The organism is Vibrio qingdaonensis (assembly GCF_026191675.1).
GTDB classification, from domain to species: Bacteria; Pseudomonadota; Gammaproteobacteria; order Enterobacterales; family Vibrionaceae; genus Vibrio; species Vibrio qingdaonensis.
In genome coordinates this window covers 1-3847 of the sequence record NZ_JAKRRY010000084.1, presented here as the reverse complement: position 1 = coordinate 3847, position 3847 = coordinate 1, and the positions used below count along the sequence as shown (strand labels likewise).

The window sequence follows — 3847 nt, the reverse complement described above, 5'->3', positions numbered from 1 at the left end:
CGGAACCCCAGATTTTTCCGTTATTCCAGTTTCAGACCAGCAATTAACTCATCCAAATCAATAATTTCATTACTGCTTTGAAAGGTATAGTGGCCATTCAGTAAAATGTGTTGCCAGGCCACCGGTGATATCCGAGTTAGAGCATCAATGCCTTTAGTATTTCCTTCCGCTTCTAGTCGTTCTAGTAATCGTGACAGGATCGCTGAGTTGTAATAGATGATTGCGTTGGAAATTAACCGACCACATTGGTTGCTGATTTCCGTTTCTATGTCATTTTTTCCTGTTAATTCCTTCTTTCCACCTACTTTGGCTATTGCAGCACGTAACTGGTGGTAGGATTCAACCCTGTTCTGGGAGCGCCGTATATTACGCTCTAACTGCGGATCACGCAGGTACTTCAACGTGTAAATGCTACGCACCAATCGGTCATATTCGAACAGAGCTCGTCTTGTTGGGTTGGTTGTTGAATATGTGCACAGTTTGCGGACTAACGTTCCTTGCGTCATTTCTTTCAATCCCAGCGTGGCCACAATGCGATCAAGATTGTTTTTTTCACGACTGATAAGCTCAAGATCAATCCGCCCTGCTGGTTGAATTAGACAATTTTTATAGGCTGATGGATCTCTGCCGCAGTACAGCTCCTGTAATTGCTTGTTCAGGTCTGTAAAATGAGGTTCAAAGCGCAAACCAAACCAGTGCAAGATCGCAAAGTTGGCTTTGTTTAAGCTGTGCATATCACCAGTGATGGCTGTGGGCTTCACCTCAGAAGTGTTTCTATACCAGATATCAAAGACATGGTGGGCTTCATAGTCGTTTGTTCCAATTAGGTAGCCGTTAATCGGAATGTGGTTACACAGCATTGTGTAGGCGACCATGCCCTTACCTCGGCCAAAGTATTTACGCGAATGTCGAGCCTTTACTGTTGGTCGTTCAACACCATACTTCTGTCCGTCAACAGCACCATAAAGTGTTTCAGGATCAAATGAATAGTATGGGAAAATTGGCAGTGCCTCTATCGCGTTGGTAATACAGTCATTGGCTGTAACAAGTGACGCAAAACGGAGATATTGTTCGTACGTGCTTTCTAATACATGGAATGGAATATCGCTGGTTCGAGCCATTACATGATTACCATGATTCATTGCTTGAGCAACGATAACCGCCGTCAAACTATCGACATCAGCATTCTTTTTAGCATAACGGGGCTGTAGTGGTTTCATGGTTTGAAGAAAATTGCACTGCCCGTTAACAAAATGAAAAACGTCAGCCACATCACAAAATGGTAGCTGTTCATAGAATCGCGTCTCTTTTGCCTTATTACGATTGACAACGGGTTTATGCCAAGTCAGCTTCTGCGTTTCTCTATCGTATATCACATGCTTCAACTTTCCCTGTTTCAGCTCGCGGTTGAATGTTTTCCATTGTCGAGGCAGTTCAGACTCCAACTTCTTTAGTTGTGTTTTGATCGGCTTGTGCAAAAATGGGATATTCATTTCAGCCAGCACCGTCGCCTTTTTTCCTTCTGGTACCAGTTCATCAGAAAGATGACGATGACGGAGACTGTTATTGAGGTGGAATTCACCTGCCTGAAAGCGTTTTCTAATCTGTCGGTAGAGCCAGAACTCATAGCGCCCAGCATTCAGTCCAATGACTTCGCCACTCTCATCAAACTCTAGCAAATACGGGCGTAATCGTTTGGGTAATGTTCCCTTTGGGCATTCTGTTAGTGGTCGCTGCGAAAGCGTCTGCTTTTTACTGAATACCACCTTAAGCCAGTTCATGGCTTTTACCCACGGACTATCGCTGACTACACTGTTGAGGTCGAGCGACAGAAATAATGGTCGGAGGTGACGCTGGATTAATCCGGTCATACCATCGACAGCTTGCCACTGTAATGCCAGTTTGCTGACGGGTTTTACGCTCATACGCTGAGCGGTGGTTTGCAGTGTCTCCCGTGGCATAATCTTCCACGCTCTACGGCGCACTTCGCCAAAGGTGGTAAAGTCTGAGACACTATCATCAACATAAAGAGACAGCAGCCGTCCGATCTTAGGCGTCTCACGCCGGTGTTTTTCTTGAACGTCAACCAGAAGCTGCTTAGCTACACGGCGACTCTCATCCTCGATCTTTTTCAAATGGAAAAACATGGCTTCCACCAAGTTATCGCTGAACTGACGATAACGAACCCATGCATAACACAGCAGATAAAGACGCGCCTGCTCGGGTTTCAGTTGACGCAGATCGTAAACGGTATAGAAATTTGCCAAACTCGCGTAGTACAACAGGTTTTGCTGAGAAATATTCAGTGTAGGTAAAATATTGCAGGCTTTATGGTGCAGTGGCTCTAAAATGGTTCGTTTTTCCCTTTCTTGGGCCATCTGTCGCCATCCGAAGTCACGCGCATCCTGTCTGAGAATAGCAAGGCGAGAAAGGGTTTCGTCGCGTTCAATCAGTTTGTTCAAATGATCAATGGTTGCATCATCAAGTTGTTCCGTTAAAACACGTCCCAACCTCTGTCTTTCATCAGAAAGCACCTTGCTGACCAGCTCTTGGAGTGTGGTATAGCCGGGGCGAATAATTTTGTTCTCGTTGAGCCAGATAATCAGTTCAGTGGCAACAAACCCAGGAGCGATATCGCGGTGGACAATATGGACAGCTTGCTGCTCAACCAGCGAAGATAATGCTGATGACCACGGACGATAATTATACAGTTTGCAGATTTTTTCTCGTTGAATATAACGTTCATATTTAGAGGGCGATTGTTCCGGAAGTGACTCACCAGGGAAATAGCGACTCAGGATAAAGTTGCAGTCGTCCCGAACATCGTTCCACTCGAAACGAAAAAACAGACTTTTCGCTTTAAAATAAGCAATCTGAAGAATACAACAAAGTTGTGCATGAAGTCCTTTCCGGCTATTGGCTAACGCTAACTCAGATTCATCCAAAGCCAGAAACTCCAACCTCTGCGCATCATCGAAATCAGGAATACCATACAGCGCTTCCTGCTCGGCCTCTGAAAGAATACTTAAGAGTTTATTTTTTCTGGCCATTCTAGAACCTTATAAATTATAGGTGTCACATTATCCTAAAATACAACCTTTACTTGTCATAGTTTAAATGACGGGTAATGTGACTACTATTGACAGTATCATGTGCCAAAATCACAATGTCACATAATCGAACGTATATGTGACAGGTGTGAAATGCTAATTGGTTATATGCGAGTATCAAAAGCTGATGGTTCTCAAATGAATGATCTGCAGTGTGACGCGTTAATTGCTGCAGGTGTTGATATCACCAATCTTTATGAGGACCGAGCATCTGGCAAGCGAGATGACCGTCCTGGACTCATTTCCTGTTTAAAAGCTCTCCGACCAGGCGATACTCTGATTGTATGGAAACTAGATCGACTTGGTCGTGACCTTCGTCATCTCATAAATACGGTGCATGGTCTGACTGGGCGTGGGATAGGTTTGAAGGTATTGACTGGTCACGGTGCGACCATTGATACCACAACAGCAGCCGGTAAGCTTGTTTTTGGTATCTTTGCAGCATTGGCTGAGTTTGAACGTGAATTGATTGCCGAGCGAACAATTGCTGGATTAGCTTCAGCAAGAGCGCGTGGGAGAAAAGGTGGGCGACCTTACAAAATGACCCCAGTAAAATTGCGAATGGCAATGGCATCTATGGGTCGACCAGAAACAAAAGTTAGTACCTTATGTAAAGAGTTAGGTATAACGCGACAAACGTTATACCGTCATGTTTCCCCTGACGGTCAGCTACGAGCGGACGGGATAAAGTTACTCAATCGAGAATAATCTCACAATCGGAAAAATCTGGGGTTCCA

2 protein-coding genes are annotated in these 3847 nt (G+C 44.6%); one reads left to right on the top strand and one right to left on the bottom strand.

Annotation, left to right across the window (positions count from 1 at the left end; translation table 11 throughout):
• Nucleotides 1-20: 20 nt before the first annotated feature.
• A complete protein-coding gene (locus MD535_RS25125) occupies nt 21-3050 on the bottom strand; it encodes a Tn3 family transposase (RefSeq protein WP_265678000.1) in 3030 nt (1009 codons plus the stop codon).
• Nucleotides 3051-3203: 153 nt separating this feature from the next.
• Here MD535_RS25125 and MD535_RS25120 point away from each other — a divergent pair, with 153 nt between their 5' ends.
• Nucleotides 3204-3818, top strand: coding sequence for a recombinase family protein (locus MD535_RS25120; RefSeq protein ID WP_265677999.1), 615 nt, complete (start codon nt 3204-3206; stop codon nt 3816-3818).
• Nucleotides 3819-3847: the final 29 nt, after the last annotated feature.